This window comes from Pseudomonas fjordensis (assembly GCF_976987115.1).
In genome coordinates this window covers 2,134,456-2,148,999 of the sequence record NZ_OZ336860.1, presented here as the reverse complement: position 1 = coordinate 2,148,999, position 14,544 = coordinate 2,134,456, and the positions used below count along the sequence as shown (strand labels likewise).

General features: G+C 61.2%; 13 protein-coding genes. 11 read left to right on the top strand and 2 right to left on the bottom strand.

The window, feature by feature from the left end:
- Window positions 1–51: 51 nt before the first annotated feature.
- Window positions 52–966 (bottom strand): DUF808 domain-containing protein, encoded by a 915-nt coding sequence (locus tag ACWHXD_RS09945; RefSeq protein WP_098952250.1) that lies wholly within the window; start codon window positions 964–966, stop codon window positions 52–54.
- Window positions 967–1,100: 134 nt separating this feature from the next.
- Between ACWHXD_RS09945 and ACWHXD_RS09940 the strand changes: the two genes are divergently transcribed.
- Together ACWHXD_RS09940 and ACWHXD_RS09935 are read left to right on the top strand one after the other, a co-directional pair.
- Window positions 1,101–1,706: a TetR/AcrR family transcriptional regulator gene (locus tag ACWHXD_RS09940; protein ID WP_032897537.1), complete on the top strand. Its 606-nt coding sequence runs from the start codon at window positions 1,101–1,103 to the stop codon at window positions 1,704–1,706.
- A gap of 213 nt (window positions 1,707–1,919) precedes the next feature.
- On the top strand, window positions 1,920–2,378 hold the full coding sequence (locus tag ACWHXD_RS09935) for an REP-associated tyrosine transposase (RefSeq protein ID WP_138763480.1): 459 nt from the start codon (window positions 1,920–1,922) through the stop codon (window positions 2,376–2,378).
- A gap of 110 nt (window positions 2,379–2,488) precedes the next feature.
- Here ACWHXD_RS09935 and ACWHXD_RS09930 read toward each other — a convergent pair whose 3' ends face one another.
- Window positions 2,489–2,929: a GlcG/HbpS family heme-binding protein gene (locus tag ACWHXD_RS09930; RefSeq protein WP_073521695.1), complete on the bottom strand. Its 441-nt coding sequence runs from the start codon at window positions 2,927–2,929 to the stop codon at window positions 2,489–2,491.
- A gap of 256 nt (window positions 2,930–3,185) precedes the next feature.
- Between ACWHXD_RS09930 and gcl the strand changes: the two genes are divergently transcribed.
- The 9 genes from gcl (at window position 3,186) to ACWHXD_RS09885 (ending at window position 14,467) form a co-directional block, all read left to right on the top strand.
- Window positions 3,186–4,961 carry a glyoxylate carboligase gene (gene gcl, locus ACWHXD_RS09925; protein WP_003189987.1) on the top strand — a complete coding sequence of 592 codons (1,776 nt, stop codon included), beginning with the start codon at window positions 3,186–3,188 and terminating at the stop codon, window positions 4,959–4,961.
- Between the two features lie 10 nt (window positions 4,962–4,971).
- On the top strand, window positions 4,972–5,754 hold the full coding sequence (gene hyi, locus ACWHXD_RS09920; protein WP_138763476.1) for a hydroxypyruvate isomerase: 783 nt from the start codon (window positions 4,972–4,974) through the stop codon (window positions 5,752–5,754).
- Window positions 5,755–5,823: 69 nt separating this feature from the next.
- Complete coding sequence (locus ACWHXD_RS09915; protein WP_032892651.1) at window positions 5,824–6,714, top strand: 2-hydroxy-3-oxopropionate reductase; 891 nt, start codon at window positions 5,824–5,826, stop codon at window positions 6,712–6,714.
- A 149-nt stretch (window positions 6,715–6,863) separates the two neighbouring features.
- The gene (locus ACWHXD_RS09910) at window positions 6,864–8,144 is read left to right on the top strand and encodes a glycerate kinase type-2 family protein (protein ID WP_138763477.1); all 1,281 of its coding nucleotides are present in this window, start codon (window positions 6,864–6,866) and stop codon (window positions 8,142–8,144) included.
- Entirely contained in the window at window positions 8,134–9,549 is a 1,416-nt protein-coding gene (gene pyk / locus ACWHXD_RS09905) for a pyruvate kinase (protein WP_032892655.1), read from the top strand. Before ACWHXD_RS09910 ends, pyk begins: the two co-directional genes overlap by 11 nt.
- Before the next feature lie 105 nt (window positions 9,550–9,654).
- Window positions 9,655–10,530 carry an urea transporter gene (locus tag ACWHXD_RS09900; protein ID WP_032892657.1) on the top strand — a complete coding sequence of 292 codons (876 nt, stop codon included), beginning with the start codon at window positions 9,655–9,657 and terminating at the stop codon, window positions 10,528–10,530.
- 31 nt (window positions 10,531–10,561) lie between these two features.
- The gene (locus ACWHXD_RS09895) at window positions 10,562–11,386 is read left to right on the top strand and encodes an ion transporter (RefSeq protein WP_014717713.1); all 825 of its coding nucleotides are present in this window, start codon (window positions 10,562–10,564) and stop codon (window positions 11,384–11,386) included.
- A gap of 94 nt (window positions 11,387–11,480) precedes the next feature.
- A complete protein-coding gene (locus ACWHXD_RS09890) occupies window positions 11,481–12,482 on the top strand; it encodes a sulfate ABC transporter substrate-binding protein (protein ID WP_032892659.1) in 1,002 nt (333 codons plus the stop codon).
- 779 nt (window positions 12,483–13,261) lie between these two features.
- Window positions 13,262–14,467 (top strand): MFS transporter, encoded by a 1,206-nt coding sequence (locus ACWHXD_RS09885; RefSeq protein WP_138763479.1) that lies wholly within the window; start codon window positions 13,262–13,264, stop codon window positions 14,465–14,467.
- Window positions 14,468–14,544: the final 77 nt, after the last annotated feature.

Sequence of the window (14,544 nt, the reverse complement as noted above, 5' to 3'; positions counted from 1 at the left end):
AGCGATAAAAAAAGGCCATTCGATTGAATGGCCTTTTTTGTGCCTGCGGTTTCACCCTCGCAGTGCTTTCCAACCTTTACCTGCCACGCTGACCACTGCCAGGACGACAGCGCCGGCAATGATCCCCGCCACCGCATTGAGCAGCGTCGGCATCAGCCACGCGAACGCGCCAGTGCTTTGGCTCACGGTTTCGATCCAGTGATGCACCACGGGCACGCCATGGGTAAGGATGCCGCCACCGACCATGAACATCGCCGCCGTGCCGATCACTGACAGGCTCTTCATCATGTAGGGTGCCGCACTCAAGATAGCGCCGCCAATACTGCGCGCCACCTGGCCCGGCTTCTGCGTCAGCCACAGCCCCAGGTCATCGAGCTTGACGATACCGGCCACCAATCCATATACGCCGATGGTCATAACAATGGCGATACCCGACAGCACGATCACCTGCTGCGTGAGCTGCGCGTCGGCGACGATGCCGAGGGTGATAGCGATGATCTCGGCGGAGAGAATGAAGTCGGTGCGGATCGCGCCCTTGATCTTGTCTTTTTCGAAAGCCACCAGATCGGTTGCTGGATCGGCTACCGCCTCAGTCAATTGTGCGTGTTCGGCCTGGTCTTCAGCCTTGCTGTGCAGGAACTTGTGAGCGAGTTTTTCGAAGCCCTCGAAACACAAATAGGCACCGCCGAGCATCAATAACGGTATCACCGCCCAGGGGGCAAAGGCGCTGATCAACAGGGCCGTCGGCACCAGGATCAGCTTGTTGATAAACGAGCCCTTGGCCACCGCCCACACCACGGGAATTTCCCGCTCGGCGCGCACGCCGGAGACCTGCTGGGCGTTCAGTGCAAGGTCATCGCCCAGCACGCCCGATGTCTTCTTGGCGGCCATTTTTGTCATCAGCGCAACGTCATCGAGTACCGCGGCGATATCGTCGATCAACACCAATAAGCTGCTTCCTGCCATGAACCGGACTTCCGTTAGAGAGAGATGGCGCGAGCATAACGCGGCGCAAGGCCTTGCGGGCAGATTGTTGAGGCCTGCGGATGGCCGGTGCTACCATGCGCAACCGCCTGTCATGGCAAGGAAACGTCTGGTTTATGAGCAGCATTCGCGAGCGCAACAAAGAAAAAATCCTGCGGGCGGCGAGCGAGGAGTTTGCCGACAAGGGCTTCGCCGCGACCAAAACCAGCGACATCGCCGCCAAGGCCGGGCTGCCCAAGCCCAATGTCTATTACTACTTCAAATCCAAGGACAACCTCTACCGCGAGGTGCTCGAAAGCATCATCGAGCCGATCCTGGCCGCCTCCACGCCGTTCAACCCCGAAGGCGAGCCCAAGGAAGTATTGAGCAACTACATCCGCTCCAAAATCCGCATCTCCCGCGACCTGCCGTTCGCCTCCAAGGTGTTCGCCAGCGAAATCATGCACGGCGCCCCACACCTGAGCGCCGACCAGGTTGAACAGCTCAATGCCCAGGCCAAGCACAATATCGACTGCATCCAGAGCTGGGTTGACCGTGGCCTGATCGCAGCGATTGACCCCAACCACCTGATGTTCAGCATATGGGCAGCCACCCAGACCTATGCCGATTTCGACTGGCAGATCTCGGCAGTGACCGGCAAGGCCAAGCTGGATGAAGCCGATTATGAGGCGGCGGCGCAGACGATTATTCGGTTGGTACTCAAGGGGTGTGAGCCGGACTGATAGACCGCGGCGCCTGTAAAATTCGCGAGCAAGCCCGCTCCCACAGGTAGGTGCAAAGCCAGACACACATTGTATAAACCGCACAAATCTCCCTGTGGGAGCGGGCTTGCTCGCGAAAACGCCCTCCCAGACACATCCTGCCAAAAGTCCACAGATCAGCCTCAGCCACCAAGATCTAGCCTCTCAGAACCCCATCTGAAGAGAGGCCAAGGAATTCCTGATCGAGCTACATCACACCGCCTGCGTATCGGCAGATTCAGCGAGTCCAACCGCATCTATCTGATCACCACCAACACCCATGAACGTGTGCCGCTGTTCAATGACTTTCATCTGGGTCGCTTGGTCGTCTGGCAATTCAGACTCGCCCAATACCAAAGGTTGGCACACTCTCTGGCTTGGGTGGTGATGCCCGACCACTTCCACTGGCTGATCGAACTGCAACAAGGCTCGCTGGGAGATTTAATGTGTCAGGTGAAATCCAAAAGTACCCGTAGCGTAAACGGCGCTACCGGCCGCAAGGGCCGACTATGGCAAACCAGCTTTCATGACCGGGCCCTGCGCAAAGAAGATGACTTGGTAAAAATGGCCAGGTATGTGGTTGCCAATCCCCTGAGAGCTGGGCTGGTAAAGCGGATTGGCGACTATCCGCTGTGGGATGCCGTTTGGGTATAGCGCCAAGACCGAGGCGCCCCTTTCGCGAGCAAGCCCGCTCCCACATTTGGAACGCATTCCCCTGTGGGAGCGGGCTTGCTCGCGAAGAGGCCCGATCCATCAGCCCCGATTCAAGCCGACACTCCCGCATCCGCCATCAACCCCACCCCCTCTATCGCGGTGATCGCACACTGCTCGTCAATATCGGACGTGTCCCCGCTGATCCCGATTGCGCCCAGCACCACGCCGCTCTGATCCCGAATCAACACCCCACCCGGCGCCGGAACGACGCTGCCCTGCCCCAGGCTGTTCAACGCGGCGATAAACGCCGGGCGCTGTTGGGCGTCCAGGGCCAGCAAACGTGAACCCTTGCCCAGGGCGATGGCGCCCCAGGCCTTGCCGATGGCGATTTGCGGGCGTAGCAGGCTGGCGCCGTCTTCGCGTTGCAGGGTGACCAGGTGGCCACCGCTGTCGAGCACGGCGATGGTCAGGGGCGCAGCCGAAATGGTGCGGCCTGCCGTGAGGGCCTGGGTGGCCAGTTGAGTGGCGAGTTTCAAGGTTAAAGCGCTCATAGGTGCCGTCCTTATCTTGTTATGGGTAAAGCGGTGAGGTCTGTGTGATCAGATGCTCGATCACATAAATAGAACACAATGATATTTGTTTTTGTATACAATATTTTCAAACAAAGGCTCCATACGTCGAAAAAAGCGCTTCCGACGAACGCAAAGGTCAGTTTACGAAAGGCATTGACCAACGCAGCTCGGCGTGAATACACTTTGGACAGACACCACTTGTATACAATTACAAAACGCAAGAGGCACCAAAACCATGAGCAAAATGAGAGCAATCGAAGCCGCCGTCCTGGTGATGCGCCGTGAAGGTGTGGATACCGCCTTCGGTATCCCAGGCGCCGCGATCAACCCGCTGTATTCGGCCTTGCAGAAGGTGGGTGGCATCGATCACGTCCTTGCTCGCCACGTTGAAGGCGCCTCGCACATGGCCGAGGGCTACACCCGCACCAAGGCCGGCAATATCGGCGTGTGCATCGGCACTTCCGGCCCGGCGGGCACCGACATGGTCACCGGCTTGTACAGCGCCTCGGCCGACTCCATCCCGATCCTGTGCATCACCGGCCAAGCCCCTCGCGCCCGGATGCACAAGGAAGATTTCCAGGCCGTGGACATCACCAGCATCGTCAAGCCGGTGACCAAGTGGGCAACCACGGTGCTGGAACCCGGCCAAGTGCCTTACGCGTTCCAGAAAGCCTTCTATGAAATGCGCTCCGGCCGCCCTGGCCCGGTGCTGATCGACCTGCCGTTCGACGTCCAGATGGCCGAGATCGAATTCGACATCGACGCCTACCAGCCACTGCCCCTGGCCAAGCCGCTGGCGACCCGTGTGCAGGTAGAAAAAGCCCTGGCCCTGCTCGATGCAGCCGAACGCCCATTGCTGGTAAGCGGTGGCGGCGTGATCAACGCCGATGCCAGCGAGCTGCTGGTGGAGTTCGCTGAATTGACCGGCATTCCGGTGATCCCGACCCTGATGGGCTGGGGCACTATCCCGGACGACCACCCGCTGATGGTGGGCATGGTCGGTCTGCAAACCTCGCACCGCTACGGCAACGCGACGATGCTCAAGTCGGACGTGGTGCTGGGCATCGGTAACCGCTGGGCCAACCGTCACACCGGTTCGGTCGAGGTGTACACCGAAGGCCGTAAATTCATTCATGTCGACATCGAGCCGACCCAGATTGGCCGCGTATTCACGCCAGACCTGGGCATCGTTTCCGACGCTGGCTCCGCGCTGACAATGTTCATTGAAGTGGCCCGCGAGTGGAAAGCCGCCGGCAAGCTCAAGGACCGCAGTGCCTGGTTGCATGACTGCCAACAGCGCAAGGCCACCCTGCACCGCAAGACTCACTTCGACAACGTGCCGGTCAAGCCGCAGCGCGTATACGAAGAGATGAACCAGGTGTTCGGCAAAGACACTTGCTACGTCAGCACCATCGGCCTGTCGCAGATTGCCGGCGCGCAATTCCTGCACGTGTACAAGCCACGCCACTGGATCAACTGCGGCCAGGCCGGCCCATTGGGCTGGACCATTCCCGCCGCGCTGGGCGTGGTCAAGGCCGACCCGAGCCGCAAAGTAGTGGCCTTGTCGGGCGACTATGACTTCCAGTTCATGATCGAAGAACTGGCGGTGGGCGCGCAGTTCAAGCTGCCCTACATCCACGTGGTGGTGAACAACTCTTACCTGGGCCTGATCCGCCAGGCCCAGCGCGGATTCGAAATGGACTACTGCGTGCAGCTGTCCTTCGACAACCTCAACGCCCCGGAACTCAACGGCTACGGCGTCGACCATGTGGCGGTTGCCGAGGGCCTGGGTTGCAAGGCCCTGCGTGTGTTCGAGCCGGGCCAGATCCAACCGGCCTTGCGCCGCGCCCAAGAGATGATCGAAGAATTCAAGGTGCCAGTGATCGTTGAGATTATTCTGGAACGGGTGACCAATATTTCCATGGGCACCGAGATCAACGCCGTCAATGAATTCGAAGACCTGGCCCTGGTCGGCAACGATGCGCCGACTGCCATTTCCCTGCTCGATTAAGGAGAACCCTATGCCGCGCTTTGCTGCCAACCTGTCCATGCTGTTTACCGAACAGGATTTCCTTGCCCGCTTCAAAGCGGCTGCCGATGCCGGTTTCCAAGGCGTAGAGTACCTGTTCCCGTATGAATTCAGCTCTGCCGACATCAAGGCGCAGCTGGATGCCAACGGCCTGACCCAGGTGCTGTTCAACCTGCCAGCCGGTGACTGGGCCAAGGGCGAGCGCGGCCTGGCGTGCCACCCGGACCGGATCGAGGAGTTCCGTGCCGGGGTCAAGCTGGCCATCGCCTATGCCCAGGTATTGGGCAACACCCAGGTCAACTGCCTGGCGGGTATCCGGCCACAAGGCGTTGATGACGAAACCGTAGAAAAGACCTTCGTCGCCAACCTCAAGTACGCCGCCGAGAAGCTGCAGGCAGCGGGTATCAAGCTGGTGATGGAGATGATCAACACCCGCGACATTCCCGGCTTCTACCTCAACAACACGGCGCAGGCCCTGTCGATTCGCGAGCAAGTGGGCAGCGCCAACCTGTTCCTGCAATACGACATCTACCACATGCAAATCATGGAAGGTGACCTGGCGCGGACCATGGCCGCGCACCTGGGCGAGATCAACCACATCCAGCTGGCGGACAACCCAGGACGCAACGAGCCAGGCACCGGTGAGATCAACTACCGCTTCCTGTTCGAGCATCTGGACCGCATTGGTTACGCGGGGTGGGTTGGCTGTGAGTACAAGCCGTTGACCACTACCGAGGCGGGTTTGGGTTGGCTCAAGACCCATAACGCCATCTGACCACTGACACCACACAAAACAATGTGGGAGCTGGCTTGCCTGCTCCCACATTAAAAGAGGATTTTGATCATGGCTAAAATCGGATTTATCGGCACCGGCATCATGGGCCAACCCATGGCCGCCAACCTGCAGAAAGCAGGTCATCAACTGTTTCTCTCCGAACATCACGGCAAGGCACCGGCTGAACTGATCAGCGCCGGCGCCGTGGCCCTGGCCAACCCGCAACAAGTGGCCCAGGAAGCCGAGTTCATCATCGTCATGGTGCCCGACACCCCACAAGTCGATGACGTGCTGTTCCGCGCCGACGGCGTGGCTGCGGGCCTGTCACCGAACAAGGTAGTGATCGACATGAGCTCGATCTCCCCGACTGCCACCAAGGCGTTCGCCGCCAAGGTCAACCAGGCCGGCGCGCAGTACCTGGATGCTCCGGTGTCCGGTGGTGAAGTCGGCGCCAAGGCCGGCACCTTGAGCATCATGGTCGGCGGCGAACCGCAGACGTTTGAACGCGCGCTGCCGCTGTTCCAGAGCATGGGCAAGAACATCACCCTGGTGGGCGGCAATGGCGATGGCCAGACCGCCAAGGTGGCCAACCAGATCATCGTTGCGCTGAACATCCAGGCGGTGGCCGAAGCGTTGTTGTTCGCCGCCAAAAACGGCGCCGACCCAGCCAAAGTGCGTGAAGCGCTGATGGGTGGCTTTGCATCGTCCAAGATCCTGGAAGTGCACGGCGAGCGCATGATCAAGGGCACCTTCGACCCGGGTTTCCGCATCAACCTGCACCAGAAGGACCTGAACCTGGCATTGGCCGGCGCCAAGGAACTGGGGATCAACCTGCCGAACACCGCCGGCACCCAGCAAGTGTTCAGCACCTGCACCGCAATTGGCGGCGGCAACTGGGACCACTCGGCACTGATCAAGGGCCTGGAGCATATGGCGAACTTCTCGATTCGCGATAAATAACGGAAATACGCAATACCCCCCTGTAGGAGCGAGCTTGCTCGCGAAAAACCTGAGAGCACCACTGGCTCCCTGGTTACCCGCGTTATCGTTGACGATTTTCGCGAGCAAGCTCGCTCCTACAAATAATAAGAATCCCCGGGAGCCCGCTTATGTCGGTCGATCCGCAACACCTGCTTCGCGAGCTGTTTGCCACAGCCATCGACGCCGCCCACCCCCGGCAAGTCCTCGAACCCTACCTGCCTGCCGACCGCAGTGGCCGTGTGATCGTGATCGGCGCCGGCAAGGCCGCGGCCGCCATGGCGCTGGTTGTCGAAGACTGCTGGCAGGGCGAAGTTTCGGGCCTGGTAGTTACCCGTTACGGCCACGGCGCGCCGTGCAAAAAAATCGAAGTGGTCGAAGCCGCCCACCCGGTTCCCGATGCAGCCGGCCTGGCCGTGGCCCAGCGCGTGCTGGAACTGATCAGCCATCTGGGTGAAGACGACCGCGTGATCTTCCTGCTCTCCGGCGGTGGCTCGGCATTACTCGCCCTGCCCGCCGAGGGCATCACTCTGGCCGACAAGCAAACCATCAACAAAGCCCTGCTCAAATCCGGCGCCACCATTGGCGAGATGAATTGCGTGCGCAAGCACCTCTCGGCCATCAAGGGCGGGCGCTTGGCCAAGGCCGCGTGGCCGGCCACGGTGTACACCTACGCGATCTCCGACGTGCCGGGTGACCAGGCCACGGTGATTGCCTCGGGCCCGACAGTCGGTGACCCGAGTACCTCGCAACAGGCCCTGGCGATCCTCAAGCGTTACCAGATCGACGCCCCTGCTTCGGTGCGCAGTTGGTTGCAGAACCCGGCCTCGGAAACCGTCAAGCCCGGTGACCCGGTGCTTGCCCGCAGCCACTTCCAATTGATCGCCCGCCCGCAGCAATCGCTTGAAGCAGTGGCAGTAAAAGTGCGCCGGGCCGGTTTCAGCCCGCTGATCCTCGGAGATCTGGAAGGCGAAGCCCGCGATGTGGCCAAGGTACACGCCGGCATCGCCCGGCAGATCGTGCAGCACGGCCAGCCACTGGCGGCGCCGTGCGTGATTCTTTCGGGGGGCGAAACCACCGTCACCGTACGCGGCGACGGCCGTGGCGGGCGTAATGCGGAATTCCTCTTGAGCCTTACCGACAGCCTCAAGGGCCTGCCCGGCGTGTACGCCCTGGCCGGCGATACCGATGGCATCGACGGTTCGGAAGACAACGCCGGCGCGATCATGACCCCCTGCAGCTACCGCCGTGCCGAAGCCCTGGGCCTGTCGGCCAGCGATGAACTGGACAACAACAACGGCTACGGCTATTTCGCCGCCCTGGGCGACTTGATCATCACCGAGCCGACGCGCACCAACGTCAACGACTTTCGCGCCATCCTGATCCTTGAGACTGCCAACCATGACGCCTGACAAGAAGGTCAAAATCCTCGCCACCCTGGGCCCGGCCACCGACGGTATCGACGACATCCTTGAGCTGGTGGAGGCCGGGGTAAATATCTTCCGCCTCAACTTCAGCCACGGCGACCACGCCGACCATGCCCAGCGCTACCAGTGGATTCGCCAGGTCGAGCGCCAGCTCAACTACCCGCTCGGCATCCTCATGGACCTGCAAGGGCCGAAGCTGCGGGTGGGACGCTTTGCCGAGGGCAAGGTGCAGCTCGTACGCGGCCAGGCCCTGCGCCTGGACCTGGATGAAACCCCGGGTGACCAACGCCGGGTCAACCTGCCCCACCCGGAAATCATCGCAGCCCTGGAGCCGGGCATGGACCTGCTGCTCGACGACGGCAAGCTGCGTCTGCGCGTGATCACCAAGCATGCCGATGCCATCGACACCACCGTGCTCAATGGCGGCGAACTGTCTGACCGCAAAGGTGTGAACGTCCCGCAAGCGCTGTTGGAACTGAGCCCACTCACCGCCAAGGACCGTCGCGACCTGAGCTTCGGCCTGGAGTTGGGTGTGGACTGGGTAGCGCTGTCGTTTGTGCAACGCCCGGAAGACATCCGCGAAGCCCGCGAGCTGATTGGCGATAAAGCGTTTTTGATGGCCAAGATCGAAAAGCCTTCGGCGGTGCAACGGCTGCGCGAAATCGCCGAATTGAGCGACGCGATCATGGTGGCTCGGGGTGATTTGGGCGTGGAAGTGCCGGCCGAGAGCGTGCCGCAGATCCAGAAAGACATTATCAGCACCTGCCGCCAACTGGGTAAGCCGGTGGTGGTGGCCACGCAGATGCTCGAATCCATGCGGTTCTCGCCGGCACCTACCCGCGCCGAAGTCACCGATGTCGCCAATGCAGTGGCTGAAGGTGCGGACGCGGTGATGCTGTCGGCCGAAACCGCTTCGGGCGAGTACCCACTGGAAGCGGTGCAGATGATGAGCAAGATCATCCGCCAGGTGGAAAACGGCCCGGACTACCAGGCCCAGCTGGACGTCAGCCGGCCCAAGGCGGATGCCACGGTGTCGGACGCCATCAGCTGTGCGATCCGCCGTATCAGCAGCATTCTGCCGGTGGCGGTGCTGGTGAATTACAGCGAGTCCGGCAGTTCCAGCTTGCGCGCGGCGCGGGAACGGCCGGTGGCGCCGATCCTCAACCTCACGCCCAACCTGTCCACGGCGCGACGCCTGAGCGTGGCGTGGGGCGTGCACTCGGTGGTCAATGATCGGCTGCGCCAGGTAGATGAGGTGTGTTCCACCGCGCTGGAAATTGCCCAGGCCCAGGGCATGGCGCAGCGTGGCGATACCTTGGTGATTACCGCGGGGGTGCCGTTCGGGCAGCCGGGGTCGACCAATTCGCTGCGTATCGAAACCCTACTGTAGGAGCGAGCTTGCTCGCGAAGAACGTCAACGATGACGCGGGTATCCTGAATGCACGCGGCGCCCTCAGGTTTTTCGCGAGCAAGCTCGCTCCTACAGGGAGCTGACATGCACAACCCAACCTGCCCCGACTGGGCCGAAGCCCTGCTCAACGGCTTCAGCCAAATCCTCCTGCAGCGCCATCCGCTGTGCGGCCTGCTGTGCCTGCTGGCGATCCTGATTGGCGCCCCGGCCTTGCTCGGCGGGGCCTTGCTGGGTGGCGTCGCGGGGTTGCTCACGGCCCAGCGCCGGGGGTATCCCAAAGCCGAGCGCCAGGCAGGGCTGTATAGCTACAACGGCGTATTGCTGGGCCTGTTGATCAGCCAGCACTTTGCCTGGTCCGCGCTGGTGCCGCCGCTGATCCTGGCATGCGGCGGCTTGAGTGCGATCCTCACTCGGCACTGGTTGAAACACGCAACCGGGCCCCAGGATTTGCCCGCCTACACCGTGCCCTTTGTTGGCCTGGGCTGGTTGCTGCTCGGCCAGGCCCCACAGAACACCCTTGCGCTGATCGAGCCCGACACTGTCGCTGTAGTGGCCGCGCCCTTCACCGGCCTTGGGCAAATCATGCTGCTGGACCAGCCCCTCGCGGGTGTACTGATTGCCCTGGGCTTGCTGCTGGCCGACCGTCGTGCCGCCGCGTGGGCCTTGGTCGGCGCCGCTCTGGGCATGCTCGCCGGCTTGTGGCTGAACGACCCCACTGGCGCCCTGCTCGGCCTGCACAGCTATAACCCGGCGCTGGCGGCCCTGGCCCTGTGCTCATCACGTCGCCAGCCCTGGTTACCGCTGCTGGGCATCGGCCTGGCCATCCTGCTCACCCCGGGCTTTGCCGGCCTGCACCTGCCCGCGCTGACCGCGCCGTTTATCCTCGCCTGCTGGCTGGTGCGCGCCGGTCAGCGAATGCTGCACAAGCCTCACATGGACAGCCCGTTCGAATCGCCCTAGGCTTGCTCGATATTCGTTTCGGGCAGGGTTTATGGACAGCAACAACGACTGGCGCCAGCGCCTCTACATCATGGTGTTCCAAAGCGATACCGTCGCCGGGCGGCGCTTTGACGGCATCCTGCTGCTGATCATCCTCGCCAGCCTGGTGATCGTGATGCTCGACAGCATCGACACAATTCACCAGAACTACGCCGACGTGCTGGCCTATATCGAGTGGGGCTTCACGCTGATCTTCGCCATCGAGTACGGCCTGCGCCTGTATTGCTCGCCCAAGCCGCTGCGCTATGCCTTCAGCTTTTATGGCTTGGTGGACCTGCTCGCCATCGTCCCCGGCATCCTCGCGCTGTACTACAGCGATGCCCAGTATCTGCTGATCATCCGCATCATCCGCATGCTGCGCATCTTCCGCGTACTCAAGCTCAGCCCGTACCTCAAGCAGGCCAACTACCTGATGGCCGCGCTGCGCGGCAGCAAACAGAAGATCGTGGTGTTCCTGGTCAGCGTGTGCACCCTGGTGACGGTGTTCGGCACCCTGATGTACGTGATCGAAGGCCCGGAACATGGCTTCACCAGTATTCCCAAGGGCATCTACTGGGCCATCGTCACCCTGACCACCGTGGGCTTCGGCGATATCGTGCCCAAGACGCCCCTGGGCCAGGTGATTTCGTCGCTGGTGATGATCACCGGTTACTCGATCATCGCGGTGCCGACGGGTATTTTTACCGCCGAACTGGCCAGTGCCATGCGCGGCGAACAGCTGCACACCGACTGCCCAGTGTGCAAAAAGGACAGCCATGAACCCAACGCCGCATTTTGCGCGCGCTGTGGCAGCAATCTGTTTCGCAAACTGGAATAAGCAAAGTTCGTTTTAATCTTTAAGGGTCTATGCAGGCCCGGCTATAGTCGCTGGCAAATTGCCTCCCCTCTTCTCGAACAACAAGGAATGAGCAGTGAAAAAAATCCTCAGCGCCTCCCTACTGGCCGCCGGCCTGGCCCTGGCGGGCTCCGCCCAGGCCGCGACCACCCTGCTCAACGTCTCCTACGACGTGATGCGCGATTTCTACAAGGACTACAACGCCGCGTTCCTGAAGCACTGGGCAGCTGAGCACCCGGACGACAAGCTGACGTTGCAGATGTCCTTCGGCGGCTCCAGCAAACAGGCGCGCTCGGTGATCGACGGCCTGCCCGCCGACGTGATCACCATGAACATGGCCACCGACATCAATGCCCTGGTCGACAACGGCAAACTGGTGCCGGACAACTGGGTAACGCGCTTGCCGAACAACAGCGCGCCGTTCACCTCCGCCACGGTGTTTATCGTGCGCAAAGGCAACCCCAAAGCCTTGAAAGACTGGCCCGACCTGCTCAAGGACGGCGTGCAGGTGATCGTGCCCAACCCGAAAACCTCCGGTAACGGCCGCTACACCTACCTGTCGGCCTGGGGCTACGTGTTGAAGAACGGCGGCGATGAGGAAAAGGCCAAGACCTTCGTTGGCAAGTTGTTCAAGCAAGCGCCAGTACTGGACACCGGTGGCCGCGCCGCCACCACCACCTTCATGACCAACCAGATTGGCGACGTGCTGGTGACCTTTGAAAACGAAGCCGAAATGATCGCCCGTGAATTTGGCCGTGATCAGTTCGAAGTGGTCTACCCAAGCGTCTCCGCCGAAGCCGAACCGCCGGTGTCGGTGGTGGATAAAGTGGTCGAGAAAAAAGGCACCCGTGCTGCGGCCGAGGACTACCTCAAGTACCTGTGGTCGCCCGAAGGCCAGGAAATTGCGGCCAACAACTACCTGCGCCCACGGGACCCGAAGGTGTTGGCCAAGTACACCGACCGGTTCCCCAAGGTGGATTTCCTGTCGGTGGAGAAAACCTTTGGTGACTGGCGCACGGTGCAAAAGACCCACTTCAATGATGGCGGCGTGTTCGACCAGATCTACTCTGGCCAATAACCCATCTGACTGAATCAACTCGGTCAAACCTGTGGGAGCTGGCTTGCCTGCGATGACGGCGAGTCAGCTTGCACATGAGCGGCTGATACCCCGCCATAGCAGCATAGGTATCTACACAACTTTGTAGGTTGTAGCAGCCAACGCTAACCACGATGCGAAGCGAGCCGCTCTTGATCTTGATCTCAGGCGCCCCGTTAAACCACGCTGGCCAGAATTCGACAGGGATTTGGGGGGTAAACCGGCAGGGATGCCGGTTTAGCCGCCCCGCGCCATGGATGGCGCGTGGCGGCGGCCCCCCACATCACTGGCGGATTACGGGCACACCGAGCCCAGGCGAGGTGCCGAGTGGTGGGGCAAGAGCCCTTTGGTTACTTTGGGGCTTTTCCAAAGTGACCCGCCGTCAGGGCGGAACCCCAAGTGGCCGTTACCGCAGCAGTGGATATGTATACAATCCAACTGTGTTGACTGCCAGACCGCTTTCGCGAGCAAGCCCGCTCCCACAGTTGGATTGCGGAGCGTCAGGTAGATAGGCGTCGACTGGCAGGCCGTCATCGCAGGCAAGCCAGCTCCCACATTTGGATCGCGGTGCGTCAGTCAGATCAGCGTCGGCTGCCAGGCCGTCTTCGCAGGCAAGCCAGCTCCCACTTTTTTTGCGTGAAACAGATGTGTCTGAATGTATCATCAGCCGACATAAGTGATATCACCACAAGCAACCTACTCACTTGCAGGCCTTGTCTTTACTCTCCCACCCCATCGTCCTTCGCCTTTATGAGTACACCATGAACGCAACCTCACACGCTGCAGGCACCATGACCCGGGGCATGGTCATGCTGTTCGCGTTTTGCTGCGGCGCCATCGTCGCCAACATCTACTATGCGCAACCGATCATCGAGCTGATTGCCCCGGACATTGGCCTGACGCCAGCAATGGCCAGCCTGATCGTGTCCCTCACGCAAATCGGCTATGCCCTGGGCCTGTTCTTCCTGGTGCCCCTGGGCGACCTGCTGGAAAATCGCAAGCTGATGATTGCCACCACCGTCGTGGCGATCGCCAGCCTGTTGGGTGCGGCGTTTATCGAACAGCCGAACCTGTTCCTGCTGGTGTCGTTGCTGATCGGTTTCAGTTCCGTCTCGGTGCAGATCCTGATTCCGCTGGCCGCACACCTGGCGCCCGCCGAGTCTCGTGGCCGGGTGGTCGGCAGTATCATGGGCGGCCTGCTGCTGGGCATTCTGCTGGCACGGCCGGTGTCGAGCGTGGTGGCCGATCACTTCGGCTGGCGTGCGATGTTCATGGCGGCCGCCGCGCTGATGGCGTTTATCAGCGTGGTGCTGATGTTGACTATCCCCAAGCGCCAACCCGATCACAGTGCCAGCTACGGCCAGTTGCTGCGCTCCCTGGGCACCCTGCTACGTGAGCAACCGCTGTTGCGCCAGCGGGCGTTCTACCAGGGTTGCATGTTCGCCGCTTTCAGCCTGTTCTGGACCGCCGTGCCACTGGAACTGGCGCGTAACCACGGTCTGAGCCAAAGCGAAATCGCACTGTTTGCCTTGGTCGGTGCCCTTGGCGCCATCGCCGCGCCTATGGCCGGTCGCCTGGCCGATGCTGGCCATACCCACCGCGCTTCTTTGCTGGCGATGTTGTTTGGTGCGCTGAGCTTCCTGCCGGCGTTGGTGCACCCGCTCTACAGCGTGATCGGCTTGGCAGTCACCGGGGTGGTCCTGGATTTCTGCGTGCAGATGAACATGGTCCTCGGCCAACGCGCCATCTACGCCCTCGACGCCCACAGCCGCAGCCGTCTGAACGCGCTGTACATGACCAGCATCTTCATCGGCGGAGCATTCGGTTCGGCGATTGCCAGCAGCGTGTATGAACACGGCGGCTGGTTGGCTGTAATGTTGGTGGGCAGTGCATTTGCCCTGGTCGCCTTGTTACGCTTCTTGAGTGCGTCACGTAAAGTCGCGTTGGGCACCGCGCAAGCGTCCTGACGGGTCATTGGCCCAACAAAATTTTTCACAACGCACAAAGGGGCGGGACTTGATCAACCATTGATTAAGTCCCGCCC

Excerpts from the sequence above, each read along its gene's own strand:
- ACWHXD_RS09945 (WP_098952250.1), bottom strand. The coding sequence starts at position 966 with ATGGCAGGAAGCAGCTTATTGGTGTTGATCGACGATATCGCCGCGGTA.
- ACWHXD_RS09940 (WP_032897537.1), top strand. The coding sequence starts at position 1,101 with ATGAGCAGCATTCGCGAGCGCAACAAAGAAAAAATCCTGCGGGCGGCG.
- ACWHXD_RS09930 (WP_073521695.1), bottom strand. The coding sequence starts at position 2,929 with ATGAGCGCTTTAACCTTGAAACTCGCCACTCAACTGGCCACCCAGGCC.
- gcl (WP_003189987.1), top strand. The coding sequence starts at position 3,186 with ATGAGCAAAATGAGAGCAATCGAAGCCGCCGTCCTGGTGATGCGCCGT.
- hyi (WP_138763476.1), top strand. The coding sequence starts at position 4,972 with ATGCCGCGCTTTGCTGCCAACCTGTCCATGCTGTTTACCGAACAGGAT.
- ACWHXD_RS09915 (WP_032892651.1), top strand. The coding sequence starts at position 5,824 with ATGGCTAAAATCGGATTTATCGGCACCGGCATCATGGGCCAACCCATG.
- ACWHXD_RS09910 (WP_138763477.1), top strand. The coding sequence starts at position 6,864 with ATGTCGGTCGATCCGCAACACCTGCTTCGCGAGCTGTTTGCCACAGCC.
- pyk (WP_032892655.1), top strand. The coding sequence starts at position 8,134 with ATGACGCCTGACAAGAAGGTCAAAATCCTCGCCACCCTGGGCCCGGCC.
- ACWHXD_RS09900 (WP_032892657.1), top strand. The coding sequence starts at position 9,655 with ATGCACAACCCAACCTGCCCCGACTGGGCCGAAGCCCTGCTCAACGGC.
- ACWHXD_RS09895 (WP_014717713.1), top strand. The coding sequence starts at position 10,562 with ATGGACAGCAACAACGACTGGCGCCAGCGCCTCTACATCATGGTGTTC.
- ACWHXD_RS09885 (WP_138763479.1), top strand. The coding sequence starts at position 13,262 with ATGAACGCAACCTCACACGCTGCAGGCACCATGACCCGGGGCATGGTC.